This window comes from Arthrobacter sp. StoSoilB20 (assembly GCF_019977295.1).
GTDB lineage: Bacteria > Actinomycetota > Actinomycetes > Actinomycetales > Micrococcaceae > Arthrobacter > Arthrobacter nicotinovorans_A.
On the sequence record NZ_AP024651.1, the window covers coordinates 2,369,937 to 2,395,290 of the forward strand.

The following is a 25,354-nucleotide window of genomic DNA, read 5'->3' on the forward strand; positions in this document are numbered from 1 at the left end:
ATAGTCTCTACTTCCCCATGCCCTCCCGTTCCGGGCATACATCGCAGGCGGTTCCTTTGCGCACACTCAGCCTTCCCACAGCAGCCCTTGGGGTCGCTGCACTTCTCGCCCTGACCGGTTGCGGCCTCAGCGGTGGACAGACAGCCAGCACCGAAAAGGTGGCCGATACCAACCAGCGCATCGTCGTGGACAACTTCCGGGCCCCCGTGGCCAACTGGGCGTTGGAGTCCGACGCCGCGTACATCCTCTCGCTGTCCGGCTGCCTGGAAACCTTGACCAAGTACGACTCCGCCCAGGGCAAAGTGGTCCCGTTCCTTGCCACTGAGTGGAAGCAGGTCTCACCCCTGGAGTGGGACTTCACCATCCGCGAAGGCGTGAAGTTCCAGGACGGCACCGATCTCACGGCGGAGGCGGTCGCCGCCTCGCTGAACTCCGTCCTGAAGGCCAAAGTCCCTGCCCGGGCGTTCAGCCCGGCCATCGTCACTGCCGTCCAGGCCACGGACGCCAAAACCGTTCGCGTGACCACCCCGGCGGAGAACCCACTGGTGCCGTTCCGCCTGGCGAGCGTCAACACCGGCATTCTCGCCCCTGCCGCCTACGCAGGTGCCACGATTGATCCTTTCGGTCACTGCACCGGCCCGTTCACGCCGGTATCGGAAAAGGCAAAGCAGTCCTTGACGCTTGACCGCAACGAGAACTACTGGGGCGGAAAGGTGCAATTGGCGGGCGCCGAGGTCCGCTTCATCACCAACGGAGCTACCCGTGCGGCCCAAGTACAGACCGGCGAAGCGGACATTTCCCTATCCATCCCGGCTTCTGCGCTGTCCACCCTTGAAAGCGCACCTGATGTTTCGGTCCTGAAGGCAGATTCGCCCCGCACGGCCACCTTGTACATGAACAACGGCCGGGCACCTTTCAACAACGTCGATTTCCGCAAGGCACTCCGGTCCGCATTGGACCTGGAAGCTTTGGCAGCCAGCGTCTACGAAGGCGCGGCGCTGCCTGCCACCGGTCCTTTCGCGCCCTCCGAGCCCTGGGCGTCCAGCGAAGCCAAGGCGCCCAAGCAGAACCTGGACGAAGCGAAGAAACTCCTGGCCGATGCCGGTTACACCGCGGACAAACCGCTGGAGATCATCGCCATTGTGGAGCGGGCAGAGTTCGCCGACGTAGCAACAGTGATCCAGGACAACCTCAAGGACATCGGTGTACCGGTGACCATCCAGGCCAAGGAATACGCCTCGGCTGAACCGGACGTCCTGGCCGGGAACTATGACATGATCCTGAGCCAGCGCAACCGGCTCATCGACATCGCAGATCCCATTGGTTTCCTGACGGCCGATTACACCTGCAAGGGGACGTACAACCTGAGCCACTTCTGCAACGAGGACTACGACGCCATCATCGCCGAAGCAGCCAAGACCTCCAACACCGAGGAACGGTACAAGCTGTATGCCAAAGCCGGTCAACTCCTTAACGACCAAGCCGTGAACCTCTGGCTGGTCAATGAACAAGCCACGGACGCTGTCCGCAGCAACGTCCTGTCCTACGCCCAGGATCCGCTGTCCCGGTATGTCCTGACTGCGCAGACGGCCAAGGCCGGCTCCTAGCAACGGGCCGGGACAAGCTAGAAGCGTATGATCACCTTCCTTGCGAGGCGGACGGCGACCCTGGTGGTCGCCGTCCTGCTGTCGTCTTTCGCCGTCTTCCTGATTCCGTATGTGACTCCGGGCGATCCTGTCAGGAAAATCATCCGTTCCAGGGTGGCAGGAGATGTCGTTGATGAGGCAACGGTCCAGGCACTGGCGGACAGCCTGGGATTGAACGATCCCCTTCCCGCCCAATATCTGCGGTGGCTGGGTGATTTCTTCACCGGTGACATGGGGTTGTCCCACATCAGCCGGACACCGGTGATCGATCAAGTGATGCCTGCTTTGGGGATCACCGTCAGCCTTGTCCTGGTGGCCTTGGGCGCTGCTTTAGTGGTGTCCCTGCCGTTGGGGATCGTGGCGGCCCTGAAGCAAGGCAGCAAAACCGACAAACTCATCACTACCGTCACGCAGTCTTTCATTGCCATGCCGGAATACTGGCTGGCACCCCTGCTGGTGCTGGTCTTTGCACTGAGGCTTGCCTGGCTTCCTTCGGCAGGGTGGAACACGGCGTCCTCCATCGTCCTGCCCGCCGCGACGCTGGCCCTGCGCCCTATCAGCTTCTTCACGTCAGCAGTCCGCTCGGGCATGATCGATGCCCTGGAAGCCGAACACATCCAGGCGGCCCGGGCCCGGGGCCTCAGCCACGTCCAGACGGTCCTGCAGCATGTGATTCCCAACGGACTGGTTCCCTTGTCCACTTTGTTCGCGGTGTGGTTCGCGGGGCTTCTGGGAGGTTCGGTGATTGTGGAGGTAATCTTCGCAATCCCCGGCATGGGACGGCTCCTCTACGACGCCGTGGTCAATAGTGACATCCCCCTGGCGCAGGGAGGCGTGGTGGTTGTGGTGGCGTTGGCCGTTGCCATCACCACTCTGGCGGACTTCCTGCACCGGATTCTGAGCCCAAAGGTGAGTGGCGCCCTTGCGTAAACGGTCAGTGCTCGACGGCGCCGCCGTCGTTATTCTTGTCCTGATAGTCGCCGCCGTGGCGGCTGCGCCGTGGTTGGCGCCTTTTCCTCCGGAGGACCAGAACCTCGCTGTGCGGCTTGCGCCGCCCAGTGCCACACACTGGCTGGGGACAGACCACCTCGGGCGGGATACGCTGAGCCGCTTGCTCGACGGCGGTCGGTTCTCCCTGGTGGTGGCGGCACTGGCTACCCTCCTGACGGGGATCATCGGGTTGGGGATCGGTGTGCTCAGCGCCCGGCGGAAGGGTTGGGTAGATGAACTGTTCACCCGTACCAATGACGTTTTGTTGGCGCTGCCGGAGATGGTGGTGGCATTGTTCATCGTTGCTGCCATGGGCACCGGATTTACGTCGCTGCTGGTCGCGTTGACGGTGACAGGGTGGACGCCCTTTGCCCGCCTGGCGCGGACATTGGCCTATGACGTCTCTGCGCGCGGCTTCGTCGAAGCAGCGCGTGTGGTGGGCTGTTCGCCGTCGTTCATTGTGTTCCGCCACATCATCCCGCACCTCGCCGCCCCCATGCTGGGGCAGGCGACGCTGCGTTTCGGGCAGCTCCTGATCAGCGTGGGAGCCCTGTCCTACCTGGGCCTGGGCGTTCAGCCGCCGCAATCGGACTGGGGTTCGATGGTGGCAGCGGCCCAGCCATACGCGGAGCGGGCGCCGTGGGGGATTGTTGCTCCGGGACTCACCATCTTCCTGGTTGCCCTTTGTGTCACGCTGATCGGTCAGCGGACATCACGGCGGGCAGCCGATCCGGTGGATGTCCTGGTGGTGGAGGGCCAGCATGCCTGAGCTGGTGATCGAGGACCTGACGGTGGTGGGTGCCGACGCCGCGCGCCCGGTCCTTTCCGGCGTGAGCCTTGCAGTACATCCCGGCGAGTTTGTAGCGCTCGTGGGCGGTTCGGGGTCGGGCAAGACCATGACTGCCCGGTCCGTCCTGCAGTTGCTGCCGGAGCAGTTGCGGATTGCTTCGGGGTCCATCCATGTGGGCTCCATTGACGTGACCTGTGCCCCTGAAGGTGAACTGAACCGCATCCGGGGTGGCCGGCTGGGGATGCTGTTCCAACAGCCCAAGAAGATGTTCAACCCCAATAAGACCATCCGCGCCCATCTCAGGGAACCACTGCGTCTCCATTCAGGCCTGCGCGGTAAAGCTGCGGACGCCAAGGTGCTGGAGCTGTTGGGTGAAGTGGGATTCGAGGATCCGCAGTGGGGCGCCAGGTCCTACCCGCATCAACTTTCCGGTGGCATGGCCCAGCGTGCAATGACAGCCATGGCCTTGGCGGGCCAGCCTGGAATCCTGCTTGCCGACGAGCCGACGTCCGCGCTGGACAAGGTCCTGGAACGCCAGATCCTGCAGTTGCTGGACCGCGAACGGAGCCAGCGCGGACTGGGAATTCTCTACATCACCCACAACCTGGCTTCCGTTGCGGCCTTTGCTGACCGAGTGTTGGTGATGGACGCAGGGAAGATCGTGGAGTCCGGCACTACCGAAGAAGTGTTGGGAAGTCCGAGGACGCCCTACACGCAGAGGCTCCTGGAAGCCTCGAACCTACTGCCATCGGGGACTGTGAAGCAGCCGAAGCCGGGCCCCGCTGTCCTCACCCTGAACGGCGTGGTGAAGAACTTCGGACGAAGCAGGCGGGGCCGCACTCCAGCGCTGGATGCTGTTTCCCTTGAACTGAACAAGGGCGAGATCCTCGGGGTGCTCGGCCAGTCAGGATCGGGGAAAAGCACCCTCGCCCGGTCCATCGTCGGTCTTGAAGGAATCAGCAGCGGCAGCATCACCCGGGCTCTGTCGGCAGGCCGCCTTACGGATAACACTGCCGTCCAATTGGTGTTCCAGGAACCACACGACGCCTTCGACCCGCGCATGACGCTCCGCGCCAGCCTGGAAGCACCTTTACCGCGGGAACTTTCAGCGGGCTTGAAAACGCAGCGGCTGAACGATGCCATGACCGAGGTGGAATTGGACCCCGCGCTGCTGGACAGGCGCCCCGGCCAATGCTCCGGAGGCCAGTTGCAGCGGGTCACCATCGCCAGGGCACTCCTGCTGGAGCCCGAGGTGCTCATTTGCGACGAAGCAACCTCTGCCCTGGATGCCCTGACACAGAGAACCATCCTTGATCTGCTGCAACGCCTGCACCGCGAACGGGGACTCTCCCTGATGATGATCACCCACGACATGGACGTGGTCCGCCACATGTGCCAGCGCGTAGCCGTCCTTTACCAAGGGCGGTTGGTGGAGCTGACGGACACGGACAAGTTCTTCACTGACCCCCAGCACCACCACAGCAAAGACTTGGTCTCGGCAGCGATTCCCTGCAGGGGATTGCATCTGAAAAAGATGAGGACACCCCTGCACGGGCAGGGAGCAAGCGCCAACTCAAATACCGCGTGAACCGATGCCTGGGTTCCGCAAAAAGATCATCATGCTTACTATTGTGGGGCGGCGCGTGATGTCAGAGCTGCAGAGCACACATTGGAGCGGACATGGCACTGAGCAAGGGAACCCACGTGGAGTGGAATACCTCCCAAGGAAAGACGCACGGAAAGATCCTGGAAAAGAAGACCAGCGACTTCGAGCTTGACGCCAACACCCATCGGGCCTCCGAAGAAGATCCGCAGTACGTTGTTGAATCCGAAAAAACGGGTGCACGGGCGGCGCACAAAGGCTCGGCCCTTACCGAGAAGAAGTAGGCCCATGTCCAACCACCATGATGTAGTCATCATCGGCGGAGGTAATGCTGGGGTATCGCTGGCGGCACGCCTAAGGCGCTACGGGGTCAAGGATATCGCCCTCATTGAGCCCAAGGACCATCACCTCTATCAGCCGCTGTTCTCCCATATTGCCGGTGGCAGGGCTGAGGTCAAGGAGGCCATCCGCAGCCAGTCATCCGTGACGCCCAAGGGAGTTGCCTGGATCAAGGACAAAGCTGTGGATGTAGACACCACCGCCAACGCAGTGTTGCTGGCAACGGGCAGAACCGTAAGCTACCAGCACCTGGTTGTTTGTCCAGGGCTTCAGTACCAGTGGGATGCTGTGCCGGGCTTGGCGGAGGCTGTCCATTCCCCCTACGGCGCTTCGCATTATGAGTTCGAGCTCGCCCCGAAAGCCTGGTCCCTTCTGCGCAGCGTGCGGTCCGGCACCGTAATTTTCACCATGCCATCAGGGCCCATCAAATGTGGGGGTGCCAGTCAGAAGCCGATGTACCTGGCCTGTGACTACTGGCGTGAACAGGGCGTTCTGGACAATATCCGGGTAGTGATGGTGCAGCCCTATCCCACAGTGTTCGGCGTGCCCGAGGTAGACAGGGAGCTTGAGCGGATCATCGCCGCGTACGGCATTGAACTGCGGACAAACAGCGAATTGGTGGCTGTGGATCCCGTAGGCAGGCAGGCAACCATCCGCAACATAGTCACCGGTACAACAGAGGACCTGGCCTACGACGTCCTCAATGCGGTGCCGCCCCAGTCGGCACCGGACTGGCTCGCGGCAACGGACTTGCCGGCCCCTGGCCGGCAGGATGGATTTGTCGAAGTCGATACCGAGACGTTGCGCCACGTCCGCTTCGCTAATATTTGGTCCCTCGGCGACGCCGCAGCCACCACCAATTCCAAGGCCGGCGGCGCGCTGCGGAAGCAGACCAAGGTGCTGGCCAGGAACCTGGTTGCCGCGCGCCGTGGAAAACCGCCGGTGATGAAATACAACGGCTATTCAGTGTGCCCCTTCACCGTCTCCCGCACCACGGTGGTCTTTGCCGAGTTCGATCACCGGTACCGCCCGATGCCCACCTTTCCCCGGGTGCCCACGTGGAAGGAAAGCCGGTTGTCGTGGTGGGTGGACCGCATCATGTTCCCCAAGGTCTACTGGCACATGATCCTCAAAGGCCGGGCCTGAGGAGTCCGTTCCCACCACGGCACCGCGTAGTTTGGGGCTACGGCGTGGGACTTCCACCGTTGACGTTCAAAGTCTCGCCCACCACATAACTTGATTCGGGCGAGGCCAGGAACACATAGGCCGGTGCGAGCTCTGCCGGCTGGCCGGCGCGGCCCAGGGGAGTGGACTGGCCGAACTCCGGCAAGGCTTCCTTGGGCTGGCCGCTGCTGACCTGAAGCGGTGTCCAAATGGGACCCGGGGCCACAGCGTTGACGCGGATGCCCTTGGGGGCAAGCTGCTGGGCCAGGCCTTTGGTGAAGTTATTGATGCTTGCCTTGGTGGTGGCATAGTCCACCAGGGTGGGCGAGGGGTTGTAGGCCTGGATGGAGGTGGTGTTGATGATGGTGGAACCGGCGGGCAGGTGGGGAAGTGCGGCCTTGGTCAGCCAGAACATTGCATAGACATTGGTCTTCAGGGTGTGGTCGAACTGTTCGTCGGTAATGTCCGCGAGCTCTTCCTGTGCTACTTGCTTTCCGGCGTTGTTCACCAGGATGTCCACCCCGCCCAGGACGGCCACGGCGGTATCGACTACTTCCTGGCATGTGGCGGAATCCTTCAGGTCGCCGGGGACCTTGACGGCCTTGCGGCCCGCGGCTTCGATAATGCCGGCGATCCTGCTTGCGTCCTCTTCTTCTTCGGGCAGGTAGGAGAGCACCACGTCTGCACCCTCCCTCGCGAAGGCAATGGCCGTCGCCGCGCCGATGCCCGAGTCCGCTCCTGTGACGATCGCCTTGCGGCCGTCCAGCCGCCCTGTTCCACGGTAGGTTTCCTCGCCGAGGTCCGCTTTCGGTGTCAGCTCTGCATCCAGGCCCGGCTCGGGCTGGTGCTGTTTGGGCGGGGAAATCTGCTCATAGGCGGTGACAGGGTTCCGGAACGTGTACTGGTCAGTCATGGTTGTCCTCCTGATGTCCGACGGATGGCGTGTTGTTGATACATCATGAAAAAGCTAAGGAAGCTTATGAATCAACCCTAAGCATGGCGACGCCTGTGTGCAAAGCCTGTGATGGATCCTGGCAGCCAGCCGTTACGGTAACTGGCCGGAAGCGGCCGACGGCGGGAGGTCGCCGTCGTGCGTCTGTCGTGTTGGTGCCGGACCCTTGTCCTCGGGCCCAACGGCTGGCGTGGAAGTCGCGCCCTTGCGTTGGAGTTCCCGCAAAGCCAGCAACGGGAACAGCAGGACCGAAAGCATCCCGGCGCCCACCAGGGCGGAGGAGAAGCCGCTGGTAATGAACCCGTGCTCACGGCCAATAGTGGTCACGGCCACGATGATCGGCAGGCCCGTCGCCCCGAACAGGAGGAGTGCCCGTTTGTCCGCTTTGGTGGAGCCGCGGGGAGCTGCGAGCAGGGACGGGAGCCCGCGAATGACCAGCAGGAGGACCAGGAACAGCGGAACCAGGACCAGCGTGCCGGGGCTGGACGTCAAGGCGCCGAGATCAAAATTGATCCCGGTATCGATGAAGAAAACAGGCACCAGGAAGCCGAAGGCGACCGCGTCGATTTTCGTTTCAATGACTTTTCGATCCTCTTCGGGAGCCCGCGCGATGGTCACCTGCCAAAGAACGCCGGCGGCGAAAGCGCCCAACAGCATGTCCAGCCCCAGGACCATGCTCAGCACAACCAGCGAGCTAAGGACCAGCATGATGGAGCGCATGGCGAATTGGCTGCTGGTGTGGAGGGTTCGGGTAATTTGCGCGTGCAGGACAGTGTGCTGCGCCTTGGAAGCGAAGAAAATGGCCACACAGGTCAGGAGCACGAACCCCAGCAACACCACAGATGCCGTTCCCACCTGCTTCCCGGTGAAGAAAAGCGAAATCGCGATGAGGGGACCGAACTCCCCGACAGCGCCCAGGGCAGCAACGGCCGTGCCTGTGGGTGACGTGGATTTACCGGCATCACGGATGATGGGCAGCAGGGTTCCCAATGCTGTGGAGCACAAGGCGACTCCGATGATGACGGCCGACTCCGGGGCCGGAGCCAGAGCAAGGCCTGCGCCGATTCCGGCAGCCAAAGAGATCAGCCAGCCTGCCGAAGCGCGCCTGATGGGACGTCCGCGGATGGCCGTGAAGTCGATTTCATTTCCCGCGACGAAAAACAGCATGGCCAGTCCGAAATCGGCCAAGGTGTCGGTGAAGGTCGTGGAGTCGATCCATCCAAGCAAGCTCGGGCCCAAGAGGATCCCCAGGACAATTTCGAACACCACGATCGGAACCTTGACCACGGGATCAAGCAGTCGGACGGCAATGGGGGCCGCAACTGCCAACGCTGCAATGAGCACCAGGGATCCGGGCAGGTCTTGCATGTCAGGATCCGTGCCGTCCCTGCCATTCCTTGCCCGCCCACGGATCGTAGTCGGCGAGGAGTTCCTCTTGCGGTGGCCGCTCGTTTTCCGGTACATGCTGCAGGTTCACCCGAACCCTGTACCAGAGCGAACTGGAGCCCCTCATGCCGTCAATCAGGACATCGGCGGGGTGCAACGCGGAGACGACGCCGGGATGCCGTCCTTTCCACTCCTCAAACGCAGCGATGGCCTCGGGTTTGGTCTTGGTGCGAGCCACCTCGATGAGCGGCATGGCGGACATCCGGCGGCCGGATCCGTCTCCTGCCCGGGGAGCTTTCTCGGCCGGCCCCAGTTCAGCGGCCAATGCCAGCAGTGCGTCGAGGGAGCCCACGGCGCGGTCGATGCCGGCGTGCGGATCACCCATTTCGGCATAGCGGTCCGGGACAGTGAGCACGGTGAACTCCTCCGGGCGGATGGAGCGTACTTCAGCCCAGGTCAGAGGTGTCGAGACGCGGGCATCGGGAAGTGAGCGGACGGAGTAGGCCGAAGCCACAGTGCGGTCCTTGGCGTTCTGGTTGAAGTCCACGAACACACTTTCACCCCGCTCCTCCTTCCACCATCTGGCGGTGGCAAGCCCGGGCGCACGGTTTTCGACTTCCCGGGCGAGGGTTTCGGCTGCGAGCCGCACTTGGCGGTAGGACCAGTTGGGAGCAATCCGCACCAGGATGTGGAGCCCCCGGGACCCGCTCGTCTTCGGCCACCCCGCCAGCCCGACGTCGTCGAGGACGTCCTGGGCGACATATGCGGTATCGACGATCTGTGACCAATCCACACCAGGCATGGGGTCAAGGTCCACTCGAAGCTCGTCAGGGTGGTCCAGATCCTCAGCACGGACAGGATGCGGATTGAGGTCGAGGCAGCCGAGGTTCACCACCCAGGCCAGTCCCGCGGCATCCCGGATAACGGTCTCTTCTGCTGAGGTTCCCGAGGAGTAGTGGAGAGTGGCCGTGTCGATGAACGGTGGGTGGTTTTCCGGAACGCGCTTCTGGAAGAACGGCTCGGCGTCAATGCCCTTGGGAAAGCGTTTGAGTACCATGGGCCGGCCACCGGCTCCCCGCAGCGCACCATCGGCCACCGCCAGGTAGTAGTTGACCAGGTCGAGCTTGGTCACGCCGGGTCCGGGAAAAACCACCTTGTGGGGATTCGAGACGCGAACCTCTGCACCGTCAATGTCGAAGATCTCCGCCGGGGTCTTGGAGGGGCTCATGCGGTCACGCTAGCAATGAACGGCTGTCCCAACCAGAGGAGCCGAAGAAAAACTGGGTCGCGTTCTTTGCGGTGGGAGCGACAATTCCAGAACTGGCATTTAAATTTAAAGTCGGTATGGTGATGGTAAAGCACCTACGAATGGAGTGATTGGATTGTCGGGAAAATCCCCCAGCAGCGCCAAGGCGAAAAAGTCCGGAAAAACCATCCTGGAGAAGCGGGCCGAAAAGAGGGCTAAAGCAGCCGGTAGCGACAACTTATTTTCCAAGCCGCGAAAAAACCAGCGGTAGCCACCGGGTCGCCATGCTGCTGCGGGTAAGCGTCAGGCCCTGCCCGCAGCAGCGCCCTGACTTCGGTGGTCCAGGATGACGGCGGACGTCATCCTCATTGAGTAATGAGAGTGCAGTCTTGAAACAAAACATTGCAGCACTTATTGTGCCGGCCAGGATTTCCTTGCCCATTAAATTGGTTCATATCGGACAGGGGCTGGATTTGCGGCAAGAACTCGTGCGGGGGAATGTCGAGACAATTACCGGCCGGGGGTGGCATGTTTTCCTGAATGACGAGGCAAAATTTATCCCCCTGCCGCTGAACCCCCGTGCTGAAGTGTTGATCCGGGAGGCCGGCATCCCCGTGGAGGACACCATCAATGGTGATGCCGTGTTCCTCGGCCACGGAAGCGACGGAGACGATGCTTCGGTTCCCGGACACCTGTTGATCAAGGCCGAACGCCTCTTCGGGACCCCGTTGGCGGCATAGCGGCCATTCAGCAGCCGCAGAGGCAGGCAGACTATATTTGGCCATGTCAGCCCGCCACCACACACAGGGAGCCTGCACACAATGGCCAAGGAACTTGCCACCCAGCTCATCGAACAACTCCAGGCTGCCGGGGTGCAGCGCATCTACGGAATTGTCGGTGACAGCCTCAATCCGATAGTGGACGCTGTGCGAAAAACCGGGGGTTCGGCCAAAGGAGGCATCGACTGGATCCACGTCCGCCATGAGGAGGCGGCCGCCTTCGCCGCCGCTGCCGAGGCACAACTGACCGGCAGGCTTGCCGTGTGCGCAGGTTCCTGCGGACCGGGAAACCTGCACTTGATCAACGGACTGTACGACGCCAACCGAACCGGGGCGCCGGTGTTGGCGATCGCCTCGCATATCCCCAGCAAGCAGATCGGAAGCGGCTTCTTCCAGGAAACGCATCCTGACCGGTTGTTCACCGAATGCTCGGTGTATTCGGAACTGATCAGCACGGCGGAGCAGGCGCCCCGGGTCATGCACAGCGCCATCCAGAACGCGATCGCCCTCAGGGGAGTCTCAGTGGTGACCCTTCCGGGCGACATCGCCGGCCTCGAAGCCGTCGTGCCCACTCCGGCACCTGCCACGTTCCGGCCCGCCACCGTGGTGCCCGATCCGGCCAGCGTGCAGGACCTCGCCCAGGCGATCAACGACGCCGGCAAGGTGGCCATTTTCGCCGGTGCCGGCGTCGAAGGCGCCCACAGCGAACTCATGGCGCTGGCCGAACTCATCAATGCCCCCATTGGCCACTCGCTCCGGGGAAAGGACTTTGTCCAGTACCGGAATCCTTTCGACATTGGCATGACCGGGCTCCTGGGCTATGGCGCAGCGGCAGAGGGCATTGAAGATGCCGAGCTGCTGATCCTGTTGGGCACCGACTTCCCGTATGACCAGTTCCTGCCCGATACCCGGACGGCCCAAGTGGACAGGGCTGCCCAGCGGCTGGGCAGGCGGACAGACGTGGACATCGCAGTACACGGCGATGTCCTGCCGACGCTCACAGCACTGCTGCCGTTGGTCCAGGCGAAGAAGAACCGCCGGTTCCTGGACCAGATGCTCAAGAAACACGACCGCCTGATGAACAAGGCCGTGGGGGCCTACACGCGGAAGGTGGAGAAAAAGCAGCCGATCCACCCCGAATATGCCGCTTCCTTGCTTGACCAGCTTGCAGCAGAGGATGCAATCTTCACGGCGGATACCGGTATGTGCAACGTCTGGACCGCGCGGTACATCAACCCGCTGGGCACGCGGCGGCTGATTGGTTCCTTCCTTCACGGTTCCATGGCCAACGCCCTCCCGCACGCAATCGGTGCGCAGGTGGCCTATCCCGGCCGGCAAGTCGTGTCCGTATCCGGGGATGGTGGCCTGTCCATGTTGCTTGGTGAGCTCATCACGGTTGCCGCGCACAAGTTGCCCGTGAACGTGGTGGTGTTCAACAACTCCACGCTGGGCATGGTGAAACTGGAGATGCTGGTGGACGGCCTTCCTGATTTTGGCGTGGACGTCCCGGATGCCAACTACGCCGGGGTAGCCAAAGCGTTGGGGTTCCATGCAGTGCGCGTTACGGACCCGGCGGACATAGAGTCTGCTTACCGGGAGGCATTTGCGCATCCCGGACCGTCACTGGTGGAACTCATTACAGACCCGAACGCGCTGTCCATTCCACCGAAAATCTCCGGATCCCAGGTCATTGGGTTCGCTACGGCGATGTCCAAGGTGGTCCTGAACCGGGGAGCAGGCGAGGCCGTGAGCATGGCGCGCAGCAACCTCCGGAACATTCCGCGGCGCTGACTTACTGCCCGAGGGCGGCCGCAAGGTAGGGGGCTGTCCGGCTTTTGGTGGAACGGGCGACGACGGCGGGCGGCCCGGTAGCGATCACCTCGCCACCGGCGTCGCCTCCACCTGGCCCCAGGTCGATCACCCAATCAGCGGCCGCCACAACGTCCATGCCGTGTTCCACCACGATCACGGTGTTGCCGGCGTCAACAAGTCCGTGGAGCTGCTTCATGAGCAGCTGGACATCGGCCGGGTGCAGGCCGGTGGTGGGTTCGTCCAGCAGGTAAAGGGTGTGGCCGCGCTGGGTGCGCTGCAACTCGGTGGCGAGTTTGATGCGTTGAGCTTCTCCGCCGGAAAGCTCCGTGGCAGGCTGCCCGAGCCTGAGGTAACCCAGCCCGACGTCCTGAAGGGTCTGTAGGCTTCGCGAAACGGAGGGCAGGTCCGAAAGGAACCCGGACGCCGCAGCTACGGTCATGCCCAGGACCTCAGCGATGTTGCGGCCACGGTACTTCACTTCCAGGGTGTCCGGGTTGAAACGGGTGCCCTCACACTCGGGGCAGGGACCGTAGCTACCGGGAAGGAACAGCAATTCAACGGCCACAAACCCTTCTCCCTGGCAGGTTTCGCAGCGGCCTCCGGCGACGTTGAACGAGAACCTTCCGGCACCGAAGCCACGGGCGCGGGCGTCGTCGGTTGCTGCGAATTCCTTCCGGACCCCATCGAAAAGACCCGTGTAGGTGGCCAGGTTGGATCGTGGTGTGCGGCCGATGGGTTTCTGATCCACCTTGACCAGGCGGTCAAGGTGGTGGAGCCCGGACACGGCTGCAGTTTCCGTGGATTCAGGGTGGTCCGCCGATTCCGGATGGAGCCGGGCGTTGACAACCTCGGCCAGGACCTGGCTGACCAGGGTGGACTTGCCCGAACCGGAAACGCCGGTCACAGCGGTCAGGACGCCCAAAGGAAACTCCACCTCGAGTCCGCGGAGGTTATGGCGGGTTGCGCCTCGAAGCTTGAGTGACCGATCCCAGGGACGGGGAACACCGGCACCCGATCTGTCCTCCTCAGGAAAAAGGAAGGGGCGGGTCACGGAATCGTGCACGTGTTCCAGGCCGTCCACGGGGCCGCTGTAGAGGACCTGGCCGCCGCCCTCGCCGGCGAGGGGTCCGACGTCGACCAACCAGTCAGCCGCCTGGACGAACTTCATGTTGTGCTCAACAACGAAGACGGAGTTCCCGGACTTCTTGAGCTGGTTCAGCACTTCAAGCAGGGGTTCGGCGTCAGCGGGGTGGAGCCCTGCGGAGGGTTCATCCAAGACGTAGATGACGCCGAACAGGCCGGAGCGCAGTTGCGTGGCGATCCTGAGCCTTTGCATTTCGCCGGGGGAGAGGGTGGGGGTTGCCCGTCCCAGCGCCAGGTAGCCGAGGCCGAGTTCCAGGAGCACGGTAACCCTGGCGAGCAGGTCACGGGTGATGGCCACGGCTACCTCGTTGCCTTCGCCGGACCTCTGGGTGCGGGAGGCAGTCCCGGCCGTGGTGAGCTCGGTGGTGGGCCTGATGATCTCCGCCAACCGGGTCAGCGGCAGGGCGTTGAACTCGGCAATCGTCTTTCCGGCGAACGTGACGGCGAGCGCTTCGGGCCTGAGTCCGCTGCCGTCGCACCGTGGGCAGCGGCCGGTTGTCATGAAGCGCAGGACCCGGTCCCGCATGGCGGTGCTCTTGGAGTCTGCAAGGGTGTGGAGGACGTAGCTTTTGGCGCTCCAGAAGCGGCCTTTGTAGGGCTTGGCGACGCGGTCCCTCTGGGGAGTCACTTCCACCACGGGCTGCTCTTCGGTGAACAGGATCCAGTCCCGGTCCTTCTTTGCCAGTTTGCTCCACGGTACGTCCACGTCGTAGCCCAGGTGGGTGAGGATGTCGCGCAGGTTCTTGCCCTGCCATGCGCCAGGCCACGCGGCTATGGCTCCGTCGCGGATGCTCAGCGAGGGATCCGGCACCAGGGATGACTCGCTGACCGTGTGCGCAACACCCAGGCCGTGGCATTCGGGGCATGCTCCGGCGGTGGTGTTGGGGGAGAAGGCGTCGGAGTCCAGTTGGCTGGTGCCTTCCGGGTACCGTCCGGCACGGGAGAAGAGCATGCGCAGGGAGTTGGACAGTGTTGTCACTGTGCCGACGCTGGACCGTGCGGTAGCCGTGCCGCGGCGTTGTTGAAGCGCGACGGCGGGCGGGAGCCCCGTGATGGCTTCAACCTTGGGATTGTGTCCCTGTTGGATGAGGCGGCGGGCGTAGGGGGCTACGGATTCGAAGTAGCGGCGCTGGGCCTCGGCGTAGATGGTGCCAAAGGCGAGGGAGGATTTTCCCGACCCGGAGACGCCCGTGAAGGCGACGATGGCATCTCTTGGGACATTGACGTCCACGGAGCGGAGGTTGTTTTCGCGTGCTCCCCGGACTTTGACAAAACCATCTTCAGGATCGATGAATTGTGCTGCCGGTACATCGGAAACGGGTCGCTCGGGGATTGTCAGTTTACTGTCCATTCCTATGACTCTATCGGCGTTCGTGAGGGTGTCCGGACGGTTCGGCGGCCTACTCAGCCGGAGGACGGCGTCGTTGTTGCTTGGTGGCGGACCTCAATTCCTTGGCGGCCCGGTGCCTGCGGGCGGAGCCGCGGGTGGGCTTTGAGGGGCGGCGAATGGCTTCGGGGGCAAGGCCGGAACGGATGATTGCCGCGAGTTTCGCCAAGGCGATCTCGCGGTTGCGCAGTTGGGACCGTTCCTCGGAGGCTGTCACGGTGATGACTCCGTCAAGGAGCTTTCGCTCGAGCCGTCTAAGCAACAAGTGGCGCTGCCCGTCCGTGAGTGCTGTCGTTCCGGCGATGTTCCATCGCAGTTCTGCCCGGCTGTCGGTGGTGTTGACATGTTGTCCGCCCGGCCCTGAGGAACGGGAAAACCGCCAGGACAATTCCGAGGCGGGAACTGTCACTGTGGGGGTAATTTCCAGGTCCATGGGTCAAGCCTTTCATGTCCGCAACCATCCGGCGCCTCACGTGGGTCTGTCCGGCGCATCCACGCCGGCGGGACGCAGTGGCCAGTGGCACGAAGACACCAGGCCTTATGCTGCGTGACCCTGCCTGACTCCGGCGTCAAGCGCATAGGATCAACCATATGGCCGGTAGCGTGGACGTTCTTGGCCCCATCCTGGAAATGATGACCTGGGTGGGGTTCGTCCCGGGTGTCCCGTTGCTGATCACTGCGTGGATCGTTGCCAGGCGCCGGTGCGTTTGGGTGACCGCCGACGGTGAACGGTTCGCTGCCGGTGGTTTCGTGGGCCTGCACTGGGTTGACCAGGCCAATGAGGAACGCAAGATCCTGTTGGATGTCCCTTCCGGCGATGGCAGCTTCCAGCCGGGAGCGGTGGTGGTCCACTATGACCTCTGCCATCCTTCCCGATGCTCGCTTCAGCCGCCGCGGTATGACCATACTGTGTTGATCCTCGGCTGGATACTCACCGGCGTCGGCATCCTCAGTACGCTGGGAGGCTTCGCCCTTCTGGTCCTCTAACCATCAACCCCTTGAATGGCTCTTTGCTCCGGGGCTAGCATGTCCCGCACGGTAGATCCGAGGAGGCAGCGCATGAGCGAGTCAACGGCAAGCGAGTCAACGGCAACCCTGGTGGTGGACCTGATTATTTCCTTGGATGGCTATGCATCTGCTGAGGGCTGGCCCGGGTGGTGGGGGCTGGAGGGTCCTGAGTACCTGGCTTGGCTGGACGAGGAAGGCAAGAAGGACTTCACCACCTTGATGGGGGCCACCACATACCGGGTGATGTCCAGCTTGTCCCAGGAAGCCAGTGCGGAGGATTCGGGCTTTTCGCAGGACGAAGGCGCCAGTTTGAGCGGCATGGCGGCCCTGCCCAAAATAGTCTTCTCCTCCACCTTGAAAGAACCTTTGGCGTGGCCCAACACCGAACTCATTTCCGGTGATGCGGTGGAAGCGGTACGGGAACTGAAGCGGACTCGAACAGGCATTCTGAGCACCCTTGGCAGCATAAGCCTGTGCCGCTCCCTGCTGACCGCCGGACTGGTGGACAGATACCGCCTGGTTGTCTTTCCCGTGATCACCGGAAGGACCGGCAGCGAGCGCATCTTCGATGGCTATCCGGACGTAGCGTTGGAGCTCGTGGACAGCCGGACCTTCGATGGCCGGTCGCAGCTGCTGGAGTACATCCCGCGGGTCATTGACGGCCCGCCGGCAAAGCGGCAATCATGAGCCAGGCGCTGGAAGTCGTCGTCCAGCAAGTGCACTTACCTGCGGGAATGGCCGGTCCTGGAGAGATCAGCTTCGATGTCAGGTCTTTCGTTCTTCCTGTCACTGACGGAATTGTCCTCATAGATACCGGTCTGGCTGGAAATGTGGAGGACATCGGACGCGGTTTGGAGAACGTTGGTGCGGGCTGGAGCGACGTTTCGGACGTCGTGCTCACGCATTCGCATCCGGATCACGTTGGCGGTTTGGAAGATGTCCTGTCCAGGACAACAGGAGTTGCGGTGTGGGCCGGCGATGGTGAAGCCGCTGCCATGGGTGTTGGCGGAGAGATCCAGCGAGCTTCCGATGGTCAGCTCATCCGCGGCTTGAGGGTCGTTTCGACACCCGGTCACACCCAAGGGCACATCAGCCTGTTGTTGGAAAACGAGGGACTGATGTTCGTGGGCGACGCTGTGGGCGCCATGGACGGGACCATGGTGCGCCCACCTGCACCCTTCACTGCTGATCCGGCGGAGGCCGAACGTTCCCTGTGGAAGATCGCCACCATGTCTCCAGGCAGGATGGTCTTTTCCCATGGTGGAGAACTCCAGGATCCAGGTTCCCTGCTTCGTGCATTGCTGAGCGGGTCTGCAGCCGGATCGTAGCGTCAACGCGACCGTGCGGAGGGAGGTGCAGCATCCCGCTGTGCCCTGGCTCTTGTTTCCCGGCTTCCGCGCTGGATTCCATGGCTTCCTAGTAAATCAGTAGACTTACTATTAGGCTGGCCGCTGGGGAAAGTCCCCTGGCATGGAGAATTGAGGGAAACATGACTGAAGAGCAAGGCATTGCCAAGGTGACGGAGATTATCAACGACTCCAGGATCGGAATGCTGACCACCATCAACGAAGAAGGCGCGCTGGTCAGCCGGCCGCTCGCTGTTCAGGACGTCAAGGACGACGGCGACATGTGGTTCTTCACAGGACTGGACACCTCGCAGGTTGCGCACGTGCGGCAGGATCCCCGCGTCAATGTTTCCTTTGGGAAGAACACGGAGTGGGTTTCCGTGGCCGGCACCGCTGAAGTGGTGACCGACCGCCGGAAAATCCGCGAGATGTGGAACCAGGTGGTCGAAGCCTGGTATCCGGGCGGGCCTGAAACCCCGGAGGTCTGCCTGCTGCACGTTGACTCAGATTCGGCAGAGTACTGGACCAGCCCCGGCGGGACAGCCGCTACGGTGCTCCAGTGGGTGAAGTCCAAGGTTACGAACTCCCGCTTCAGCGTGGGCGAAAGCGGAACGGTGGACCTCTGAGCCGTGGTTGACGTCCAGCGGTTCCGGCTTCTCCTCGAGGAGGAGCGGAACCGCAAGTTCAAGCTCGTTGAGGCGCTGCGCAGCGACATCACGTCGGTAAGCCTTGCCCGTCAGGACTCCAATGTGGACGACGAACACGATCCCGAGGGCAGCACCATAGCGTTCGAGCTTTCCCAGGCGGAAGCCCTCCTTGACCAAAGCCGCGCCGGCCTGGACCAGGTAGAGGCCGCCCTGGAACGGATAGCCACGGGGAGCTACGGCACTTGCCAGGTGTGCGGGGCAGCCATACCGGAGGCCCGGCTTGAGGCACGTCCGTGGACACCCTTCTGTGTCCAGCATGCCACCGGGCGGCGCCGGTGAGCCGGCCAGCAGTTATCCAGGATGCAGCAGCTAGGCAGCAGTTATCCAGGATGCAGCAGCTAGGCAGACATGCCAGGGGACACGGGGATGAACTCGATGGTTTCCTGGACCTTCTTGCGGGGGCCGCGGTTGAATCCTTTGGCGTCCAGATGGTTGCCGGCCCGATACGCAGCCAGCGCCTCATCGTAGATCTCGTTCAGCCGTTGGCCTGTAAAGACTTCCCGGCTTCCGTCGGTGAAGAGTATGGATACCGAGGCGCCGCCCGGAAAGTGTCTTTTCATCCGGACGAAGCCTTCAGTGTCCTGCTGCAGGGAAATCAAAGTAGACCGCGCTTTCTTTTAGTGGTTGGTGACAGTCTCCCGCATTTCCTGGCCGGTGCGTGCTTTTGTTCCGGGCCGGGAACGGGCCGGTACCCTGGTCACGGCCTCGCGGCGCTCACCCACAGTGTTGATGATGGAGCCGATTCCGTCCACGGTCATTCTTACGCTGTCCCCGGTCTTCAACGGCGCCGGAGTCCTGCTGCCGTTCCGTCCCCAAAGCTCAGCCAGGCAACCGCTGCCACAGGTTCCAGAGCCCAGGACGTCCCCTGGCCGGACCACGGAGTCCTGGGACGCATAGGCCACAAGCTCAGCGAAGGGCCACCCCATGTTGGAGAGCAGGTCCTGGCCAATGGCGTCGCCGTTGACCTCAACGGACATGGCAAGGGGCAAGAACCCCTCCTCGTCATGCAAATGCTCGAATTCATCTGCCGTCACGATCCACGGGCCGAGGGTGTTGGCGAAGTCCTTCCCTTTGCACGGCCCCAGGCTGACCTTCATCTCCCGCCTCTGGAGATCTCGCGCCGACCAATCATTGAGGATCGTGTAGCCGAAGATGTGCCGGTGCGCGTCGGCTGCGGACAGGTTCTTCCCTTCACTGCCCGGTACGTACCCAATGACGGCCGCAACTTCTGTCTCAAAATCCAGCTCGCTGCAACCTGCCGGAATGCCGATGACCTCGCCCGTCCCGGTCACTGTATGCGGATTGGTGAAATAGAACGTAGGGGCTTCGTACCATTCGGCAACTACGCCGGCCACACCATCAATGCTCTTGCGCACCCCTTCAACATGTTCCTCGAAGGCCACAAAATCCCGGATGGTCCCAGGGAGCAGCGGTGCCAGCAACTGGACCTTCTGCAAGGCAACCGGAGATACATCCCGGCTGGTTGCCGCGGCAATTGACAATGCCTCCTCCAGACCCGCCTGCAGCAGGTGCTGGACGGTCCGTCCCGCGGGCATTGCAAAGCAGTTGCCGTCCTCGATGAATCCCTCGTGAGTACCGCCGTCGTAGTTCCAGCGGGCGATCTTTACCATGGCGGCTTCCTTAGGCGGTGGGGCGGGCGGTGAGGGCAGCGGCGGCAGTAAGGCCGAGCCGGGCGGCGTTCCCGGCAAGGATTCCTGAGGCATCTGCTTCGGAAAGACCTGCCTCATGGACCTCGCCAACAGGGTCATCCGAACCCATGTCAAAGGGGTAGTCGGAACCGAGCATCACTTGGCCGGGCCCTGCGGCCTGGACGAGCGCGGCGAGTTCGCGCGGATTGTGAACCAGGGAATCGAAGAAAATCCGCTGAAGATATGACGACGGCGGTTCGGCGCACCTCCGCGCCTCCGGACGTACCTTCCACGCATGGTCGGAACGGCCGATCGTGGTGGGAAGGTAACCCCCACCGTGGGCAGCAAGGATCAAAAGCCCCGGGTAACGGTCCAGTACTCCGCTGAAAATGAGGTGGGAAAGGGCCACGGCGTTCTCGGCAGGCTGGGAAACGGTGTTGGCCAGGTAGAACCGGTCCAGGCGCTCGTCCAGGGAACAGCCGAACGGGTGCAGGAAAACGAGGGCGCCGAGTTCCTCGGCCCGGCTCCAGAAGGCTTCCAGCCGTGGATCCGAGAGCTCAACGGTGGTGTGCTCCGGATCGCCGGGCGTGCCGGCAAACGATCCAATTTCAACGCCCCGCAGGCCGCATTCGATGACTGCATGTTCCAAGGCCTCAACCATGAGGTCCGGATGCTGCAACGGCACCAGTCCCAAGCCGTTCAACCGGTCCGGAGCCCCTTGTACCAGCCCGCGTACTGCCTCGTTGGCCTGCTTGGCCAGCGTCAGCGCAAGCCCGGCCCCGGCAAAGTAATAGAAATGCGATGGCGAGGGAGAGACGAGCTGGACGTCCACCCCCTGGGCATCCATATCTGCCAGGCGCCTGTCGAGGTCGGTGAGCTGGAGCCACCTCTCCTTGATCATGACGCCCGAGTTCGCCATGGACTCAGGTCCGTTCCTCCGCACTTCCAGTGCCTGCAGGGCTGCGAAACCCTCGGGGTCCGCGTTCGCCACGGTTTGTTGGAGGGCTGGGATGAGGACGTGGGCGTGGACGTCGAGGATGGGTTGGTGATTGGTTGCGGCGGTGTTCACGCGGGTTCCTTCAGCATGGTCGAAAGTGAGTTAATGAGGCCGGGCACATCTGCGTCCCGGACGCCGTCCAGCATCCATTGGCCCAACTGGACGGAGGCCCGCACTACGGCGGCGGCCCTGTCCAAACGACGGTCCGTGAATTCTTTCCAGAGTGTCTCGGTGAGGTGGTCGGCTGAGATCATGAGTTCGGCGAGGACCGCGGCATCTTCCAATGCCATGGCTGCCCCTTGGGCGACGGTCGGCGGGCAGCTGTGGGCGGCATCGCCGATGATCACCGTGCGGCCACGGTTCCAGGGTCCGTCGACCAGATGCGAGGTGAACCAGGTGTAGTTGATGCGGGCACTGTGGTCCAGATTTGCGCGGATTTCGTTCCACGGACCGCCGTAGGCCGCCGCTAGTTCGGACATGACCCTGGGGCCGTCTTCATGCCTGCGTTCCTGGGCTCTTTCCACAAGGTAGGCGTAGATGGTGTCCGGTCCGGTGGGGCAATAGCCGGCAATGAAGCATGGGCCGCCGTAGGTCAGGTCCGTCCGGACGACGTCTTCGGGCCGCTCAACGAAAGCCCGCCAGATGCCCATACCGGTGGGCTTGGGTCCCTCTTCGATCCCGATCGCTGACCGTACGGAGGAATGAAGCCCGTCGGCACCTATGAGGAGATCGTAGGCAGCGCTTGCGCCATCGGCAGTGCGGACGGTGACGGTGGCGCCGTCGTCTGCTATTTCGGCGACTGTTTTGCCGTAACTGATCCGGGCCCCGGCTTCTTCGGCGCGGACGCGGAGGATTTCGGTCAGGTCCGGCCGGTACATCCCAAGCGTTGCGGGAAGGTCGTCACCGCCGGTGCGGATATCCTCCAGTACCGCCACCACAGTGCCGGCGGGATCGGGAGCCCGCAGGCCAAGGGTGCTGAATGCGTAGCCTTTCCCCTGTACCTGTTCCCAAACGCCCAGGTCCCGGAGGATCCGCAGGGCGTTGCCCTGGAGCGTAATGCCGGAGCCCAGGGTTTGCGGCTCCGCCGCTTTCTCCAAAACCTCCACATCGATACCTGACCCGGCCAGGAGGATGGCAGCAGTGAGGCCCGCGGCCCCCGCTCCAACGATTCCAACCCTCTGTACTGCTGCCATCTGAAAACTCCTTTGTGGTGACGGCTTTACTGCCTATTGTGCTGCCTGTAGTAGCGGGCTGCGTGTCAGCGGACTGCGATGGGATTCACCGGCGAACCCACGGCTCCGGTAATGGGAAGGGGGGCCGCAGTCAGCATGAAGTCGTACCTGCCATCCGCGGCGCACGCCTGGGCCAACGCATCCGGATCCCACATCTCTCCCAGGAACAAACCGAGGTTGGGAATCGCGATCTGGTGCAACGGCTGGAATGCGCCCTCAAATTCGTTGGGACGGACCTCGAAGCCCCAGGTGTCCGTGGCGATTCCGGCAATTTCCGAACCGTGGAGCCATTCGGCGGTGCTGAAGGACAGCCCCGGCGCGGATCCGCCTGCGTAGTCTCCCCAGCCGTCGCGGCGGACCCTGGTGTACTGGCCCGTCCGGATCACCACGATATCGCCACGGCGAACCTCGGCGCTGGAACCCTGGCGTTCAATGGTCAGTTCCAGATGTTCCGGGGTGATCGCAAAGCCGTCCGGCAGTTCGCCATCGGTCCGTCCCAGGTCAGGACCCAGTGCCCGGCCAACATCGAGCAGCACACCGCGGGTCACGATCTTTGCCGCAGCTGTTTCGATTCCGGTGACAAGGTCGCCCTCGGAGGTGACAACATCCCCGGCTGCACGGCCGTTCCATGCTTTGCCGCGATCGAAGATGTGTCCCAGCCCGTCCCATTGGGTGGAGCACTGCAGCGGCATGGCAATGACGTCATCGGCCCCGCCGAAGCCGTGCGGGAATCCTTGGTTTCCCCGCTCGGCGTCCACGCCGGTGTCTGTCATGGTGTGGACGGGGTTGGTCCGCCGGCGCCATCCCTTCTGGGGGCCGTTGGTATCAAAGGGCTGGGACAAGGAGAACGCCTCGCCGGACTTCACCAGCTGCGCCGCTTCCACGCGCTTGGCGGCGTCGATGAAGTTCAGTGTCCCGAGCACGTCCCCTTCGCCCCAACGGTCCCAGTTGTTGTACCGCTTTGCGGCGGCGGCAATACTGGCCATCGGATCGTCCAGCTGGATCAGGGAAGCGTTCACGGCGTCGGTGGTCACTGCTCGTCCTTGCAGTGGATCAGCTGGGTGCCCAGGCCGGTAATGGTGCCTTCCATGACGTCGCCGTCCTGCAGGAGCCGGCCCCAGTGTTGTCCGTTGCCGGCAGGGCTGCCGGTCAGCACCAGGTCGCCCGGCTTCAAGGGCATCGTCTGGGAAGCTTCGCTGACCAGTTTGGCTACCCCGAAGATCATGTCCTGCGTGGATTCATCCTGCATTGCTTTGCCGTTGAGCTTCAGGGTGACCTGGACGTCCTGGGGGTCCCCGAAGAACTTGGCCGGAACCAAGAGTGGGCCGGTCGGCAGGAAGCCCGGGGCATTCTTGGCCCGGTACCAGTCCGACCCGATGGCTGGCATGTCCTTGCGGAAGACGTACTCCCGGGTGGTGATGTCATTGACCATGGTGTAGCCGAAGACGTACTCGAGGGCTTCTTCCGGGCTGATCCGGAACGCCTCCTTGCCGATCACGGCCGCCAGTTCCAATTCCCAGTCATGGGACTTGCTGTAGGCGGGGAGGGTGAGGTCGTCGGTGGCTGATGCGATGGCTGTCGGAAGGCCAATGAAGAAGTATGGTGTGCCCTGGCCGGCACGCTTGTCCATCATGGCAGCAGTCTTGGCGCGAACCTCCTCGGCATCCTGGCCGGCATCGCGGTGTGCCACGGCGAGGTCGATCACGTGCTTGCGGTAGTTGGCACCTGTTTGCAGCACCTGTGCAGGTTCCACAGGGGCAAGGACGTCAACGCCGGAGAGTTCCAGGCCGGCACCGGCACCCGCGGAGGCGGCCAAGGCGTCCAGCTCGGATTCGGTGGCGTCCCAGTGCTGGATGATCGAATTGATGTCTCCGTCCAGGGGCAGGACACGTTCTCCGACCACCAGGCCGGCTTTGGGCTTGGTATCGCCTGGCTCCTGAAAGCGGATCAGTGCATAACTTGCCTGTGTCATTAGCCCCGGCCCTGCTTTGCGTAGGGGTTCAGGAGGGCTTCCTTCATCTCCGCCGATGCTCCCTCTTCCGTGGCGGTGAAGCCTTCAGCGGGCGGGAAGGATTCGGTCATGGAGTGCGGCATGGCACCGTTCTTGTAGAAGTTGTTCGAACCTTCCGACGGCTTCCAGGTGTTGGCATCCCAGTCCGGTACGTAGTTGCGGTAGCCGCCGGAGTTAAGCTCCACCCGCAGGCCCGAGGGATCGCGGAAGTACAGGAAGTTCTGCTCGCCCACGCCGTGGATGGATGGTCCGTATTCCATGGGGGTGCCGTTTTCCATCATCACATCGGCCGTGCGGAGCAGGTCCTCGGTGGCATCGACCCAGAAAGCGATGTGGTTGACGCGGCCGGCACGCTGGGAGGTGTCCAGGACCACTCCGAGGTCGTGGGACTTCTCGTTGGTGGTCAGGACGGAGAATACGGTGATCGGCGCTTCATCCAGGTCCACGAATGCCATGACGCGGAATCCCAAGGCCTCGTTGTACCACTGGGCGAATCCGCGGACATCGGAGGCAGCCACAGTGACGTGGTCCAGGAAACGCGGTGCGGCTGCGTGGCTGCTGCGGCGCTCGGGGCGGTCAGGGTAGGTGGATTCGAAACCGGGCTCGGCGACGAACTTCTCTACGTCATAGAACAGGCGCATGTGGTGTCCGTAGGGACCGGTGAATTCGTAGGCCTTGCCGAAGCCGTGGCCACCGGCAGTCCAGGTACCCTGCACGCCGGTTGCTTCAACACGGGCAGCGGCTGCTTCCAGTGCGGCCTGGGTGTTGGTGCGCCATGCCATGCGTCCCAGCGATGCTTCCGGGCCTTCGGTGATGACCAGGCTGTAGCGGTAGTAGTCGCCCCAGCAGCGCAGGTAGACGTTGCCATCCACGCGGTCGATGATGCGCATGCCGAACTTTTCCTCGTAGAACCGTGCCGAGGCTTCGACGTCCGGAGCGGTGATCTCGAGGTGGGCAAGATGGGAGAGGGGAGTTTCCACGATGAATTCCTTCTAAGTGCTGATGTCTCGGACAGTTCTCTGCAGGTCCTGTAACCACCATGAGACACATCACGTATTTGGAGAAGAGCAACTATCTGATAGGAGCTATCCGCCCGACAAATAGTTCAGGAGCCCAGCACCTATCACTGGCACGAATACCTGCTATACCCAAATGGGTATTCACCGC

Annotated in this window: 25 protein-coding genes; 13 read left to right on the plus strand and 12 right to left on the minus strand. The window is 62.7% G+C overall.

What is annotated here, in order from left to right:
* Positions 1-17: 17 nt before the first annotated feature.
* The 6 genes from LDN85_RS10655 (at position 18) to LDN85_RS10680 (ending at position 6,514) form a co-directional block, all read left to right on the plus strand.
* Positions 18-1,607, plus strand: coding sequence for an ABC transporter substrate-binding protein (locus tag LDN85_RS10655; RefSeq protein WP_223945380.1), 1,590 nt, complete (start codon positions 18-20; stop codon positions 1,605-1,607).
* Positions 1,608-1,634: 27 nt separating this feature from the next.
* Positions 1,635-2,576, plus strand: a complete 942-nt coding sequence (locus tag LDN85_RS10660) for an ABC transporter permease (RefSeq protein ID WP_223945381.1) — start codon at positions 1,635-1,637, stop codon at positions 2,574-2,576.
* Positions 2,560-3,405 (plus strand): ABC transporter permease, encoded by an 846-nt coding sequence (locus LDN85_RS10665; RefSeq protein ID WP_223945382.1) that lies wholly within the window; start codon positions 2,560-2,562, stop codon positions 3,403-3,405. Before LDN85_RS10660 ends, LDN85_RS10665 begins: the two co-directional genes overlap by 17 nt.
* The gene (locus tag LDN85_RS10670) at positions 3,398-5,014 is read left to right on the plus strand and encodes an ABC transporter ATP-binding protein (RefSeq protein WP_223945383.1); all 1,617 of its coding nucleotides are present in this window, start codon (positions 3,398-3,400) and stop codon (positions 5,012-5,014) included. Before LDN85_RS10665 ends, LDN85_RS10670 begins: the two co-directional genes overlap by 8 nt.
* 92 nt (positions 5,015-5,106) lie before the next feature.
* A complete protein-coding gene (locus LDN85_RS10675) occupies positions 5,107-5,313 on the plus strand; it encodes a DUF2945 domain-containing protein (RefSeq protein ID WP_223945384.1) in 207 nt (68 codons plus the stop codon).
* Between the two features lie 4 nt (positions 5,314-5,317).
* On the plus strand, positions 5,318-6,514 hold the full coding sequence (locus LDN85_RS10680; RefSeq protein ID WP_223945385.1) for an FAD/NAD(P)-binding oxidoreductase: 1,197 nt from the start codon (positions 5,318-5,320) through the stop codon (positions 6,512-6,514).
* 37 nt (positions 6,515-6,551) lie between these two features.
* Here LDN85_RS10680 and LDN85_RS10685 read toward each other — a convergent pair whose 3' ends face one another.
* The 3 genes from LDN85_RS10685 to ligD all read right to left on the minus strand — a co-directional run bounded on the left by LDN85_RS10685 (position 6,552) and on the right by ligD (position 10,098).
* Entirely contained in the window at positions 6,552-7,445 is an 894-nt protein-coding gene (locus LDN85_RS10685; RefSeq protein WP_223945386.1) for a glucose 1-dehydrogenase, read from the minus strand.
* 132 nt (positions 7,446-7,577) lie between these two features.
* The gene (locus tag LDN85_RS10690) at positions 7,578-8,852 is read right to left on the minus strand and encodes a cation:proton antiporter (protein ID WP_223945387.1); all 1,275 of its coding nucleotides are present in this window, start codon (positions 8,850-8,852) and stop codon (positions 7,578-7,580) included.
* Position 8,853: 1 nt separating this feature from the next.
* Positions 8,854-10,098 carry a non-homologous end-joining DNA ligase gene (ligD, locus tag LDN85_RS10695; protein WP_223945388.1) on the minus strand — a complete coding sequence of 415 codons (1,245 nt, stop codon included), beginning with the start codon at positions 10,096-10,098 and terminating at the stop codon, positions 8,854-8,856.
* 407 nt (positions 10,099-10,505) lie between these two features.
* Between ligD and LDN85_RS10700 the strand changes: the two genes are divergently transcribed.
* Together LDN85_RS10700 and LDN85_RS10705 are read left to right on the plus strand one after the other, a co-directional pair.
* Positions 10,506-10,856 (plus strand): DUF3846 domain-containing protein, encoded by a 351-nt coding sequence (locus LDN85_RS10700; RefSeq protein WP_223945389.1) that lies wholly within the window; start codon positions 10,506-10,508, stop codon positions 10,854-10,856.
* Between the two features lie 81 nt (positions 10,857-10,937).
* Positions 10,938-12,686: a pyruvate dehydrogenase gene (locus LDN85_RS10705; protein WP_223945390.1), complete on the plus strand. Its 1,749-nt coding sequence runs from the start codon at positions 10,938-10,940 to the stop codon at positions 12,684-12,686.
* Between the two features lies 1 nt (position 12,687).
* Here LDN85_RS10705 and uvrA read toward each other — a convergent pair whose 3' ends face one another.
* Positions 12,688-15,201, minus strand: a complete 2,514-nt coding sequence (gene uvrA / locus LDN85_RS10710) for an excinuclease ABC subunit UvrA (RefSeq protein WP_223945391.1) — start codon at positions 15,199-15,201, stop codon at positions 12,688-12,690.
* Positions 15,202-15,250: 49 nt separating this feature from the next.
* Positions 15,251-15,670 carry an alternative ribosome rescue aminoacyl-tRNA hydrolase ArfB gene (gene arfB / locus LDN85_RS10715; RefSeq protein ID WP_026540554.1) on the minus strand — a complete coding sequence of 140 codons (420 nt, stop codon included), beginning with the start codon at positions 15,668-15,670 and terminating at the stop codon, positions 15,251-15,253.
* A 158-nt stretch (positions 15,671-15,828) separates the two neighbouring features.
* On the opposite strand from arfB, the gene LDN85_RS10720 reads away from it, so the two are divergent.
* From LDN85_RS10720 to LDN85_RS10740, 5 genes are all read left to right on the plus strand, one after another.
* Positions 15,829-16,224, plus strand: coding sequence for a hypothetical protein (locus LDN85_RS10720; protein WP_223945392.1), 396 nt, complete (start codon positions 15,829-15,831; stop codon positions 16,222-16,224).
* A 72-nt stretch (positions 16,225-16,296) separates the two neighbouring features.
* Positions 16,297-16,932 (plus strand): dihydrofolate reductase family protein, encoded by a 636-nt coding sequence (locus LDN85_RS10725; RefSeq protein ID WP_223945393.1) that lies wholly within the window; start codon positions 16,297-16,299, stop codon positions 16,930-16,932.
* On the plus strand, positions 16,929-17,573 hold the full coding sequence (locus tag LDN85_RS10730; RefSeq protein ID WP_223945394.1) for an MBL fold metallo-hydrolase: 645 nt from the start codon (positions 16,929-16,931) through the stop codon (positions 17,571-17,573). The genes LDN85_RS10725 and LDN85_RS10730 overlap by 4 nt, the downstream gene beginning before the upstream one ends.
* 161 nt (positions 17,574-17,734) lie before the next feature.
* Complete coding sequence (locus tag LDN85_RS10735) at positions 17,735-18,217, plus strand: pyridoxamine 5'-phosphate oxidase family protein (RefSeq protein WP_223945395.1); 483 nt, start codon at positions 17,735-17,737, stop codon at positions 18,215-18,217.
* Positions 18,218-18,220: 3 nt separating this feature from the next.
* On the plus strand, positions 18,221-18,577 hold the full coding sequence (locus LDN85_RS10740; protein WP_026546726.1) for a TraR/DksA C4-type zinc finger protein: 357 nt from the start codon (positions 18,221-18,223) through the stop codon (positions 18,575-18,577).
* A 59-nt stretch (positions 18,578-18,636) separates the two neighbouring features.
* Here the strand turns inward: LDN85_RS10740 and LDN85_RS10745 are convergent, their stop codons facing one another.
* From LDN85_RS10745 to LDN85_RS10775, 7 genes are all read right to left on the minus strand, one after another.
* Positions 18,637-18,897 (minus strand): hypothetical protein, encoded by a 261-nt coding sequence (locus LDN85_RS10745; RefSeq protein WP_026540560.1) that lies wholly within the window; start codon positions 18,895-18,897, stop codon positions 18,637-18,639.
* An 18-nt stretch (positions 18,898-18,915) separates the two neighbouring features.
* Entirely contained in the window at positions 18,916-19,929 is a 1,014-nt protein-coding gene (locus LDN85_RS10750) for a fumarylacetoacetate hydrolase family protein (protein WP_026546727.1), read from the minus strand.
* Between the two features lie 10 nt (positions 19,930-19,939).
* The gene (locus tag LDN85_RS10755) at positions 19,940-21,016 is read right to left on the minus strand and encodes an amidohydrolase family protein (protein WP_223945396.1); all 1,077 of its coding nucleotides are present in this window, start codon (positions 21,014-21,016) and stop codon (positions 19,940-19,942) included.
* Positions 21,013-22,137, minus strand: coding sequence for an FAD-dependent monooxygenase (locus LDN85_RS10760; RefSeq protein WP_223945397.1), 1,125 nt, complete (start codon positions 22,135-22,137; stop codon positions 21,013-21,015). Before LDN85_RS10760 ends, LDN85_RS10755 begins: the two co-directional genes overlap by 4 nt.
* Positions 22,138-22,202: 65 nt before the next feature.
* A complete protein-coding gene (locus tag LDN85_RS10765; protein ID WP_175493428.1) occupies positions 22,203-23,162 on the minus strand; it encodes a cyclase family protein in 960 nt (319 codons plus the stop codon).
* Positions 23,163-23,206: 44 nt separating this feature from the next.
* Positions 23,207-24,148: a fumarylacetoacetate hydrolase family protein gene (locus tag LDN85_RS10770; RefSeq protein ID WP_223943082.1), complete on the minus strand. Its 942-nt coding sequence runs from the start codon at positions 24,146-24,148 to the stop codon at positions 23,207-23,209.
* A complete protein-coding gene (locus LDN85_RS10775) occupies positions 24,148-25,167 on the minus strand; it encodes a VOC family protein (protein ID WP_026546732.1) in 1,020 nt (339 codons plus the stop codon). Before LDN85_RS10775 ends, LDN85_RS10770 begins: the two co-directional genes overlap by 1 nt.
* Positions 25,168-25,354: the final 187 nt, after the last annotated feature.